Here is a 427-nt window from a genome sequence, read left to right as displayed (position 1 = left end):
CCGATGCCCAGGGCCAACCGGTCACCGCGCAGAACGGTCCGGTCACCGTGACCCTCGACAGCGGCAAGGTCATCACCATCGCCGAAGGCCAGAGCTCCGGCAGCCTGCCGGTCACCGTCGGCAACGACGCTTACAAAGGGCCAACCACCGTTACTGAGTCGATTAAATCGGCCGACGGTGGCAACCTCGAAGCGATCAATCCGGTGAAAACGCCAGTGACCACCACGGTCAACGACGTCAACGACTCCACTACCGTGACCCTGACCGCCACCCCGAGCGTGGACGAAAACGGCACCATCACCTACACCGCGACCCTGACCGATGCCCAGGGCCAACCGGTCACCGCGCAGAACGGTCCGGTCACCGTGACCCTCGACAGCGGCAAGGTCATCACCATCGCCGAAGGCCAGAGCTCCGGCAGCCTGCC

1 protein-coding gene is annotated in these 427 nt (G+C 64.9%); it reads left to right on the top strand.

Translation table 11 applies throughout. From position 1 onward, the window contains the following. Positions 1–427: immunoglobulin-like domain-containing protein (locus ACCD00_RS30775; RefSeq protein ID WP_413428939.1), on the top strand; the 427-nt coding region annotated here is incomplete at both ends.

Origin of the sequence: Pseudomonas sp. Pseusp3 (assembly GCF_047304225.1) — a bacterium.
In the GTDB taxonomy this organism is placed as follows: domain Bacteria; phylum Pseudomonadota; class Gammaproteobacteria; order Pseudomonadales; family Pseudomonadaceae; genus Aquipseudomonas; species Aquipseudomonas fluorescens_CD.
Note: the sequence above shows the minus strand (reverse complement) of the source record. Positions and strands in the feature narration are given on the sequence as shown.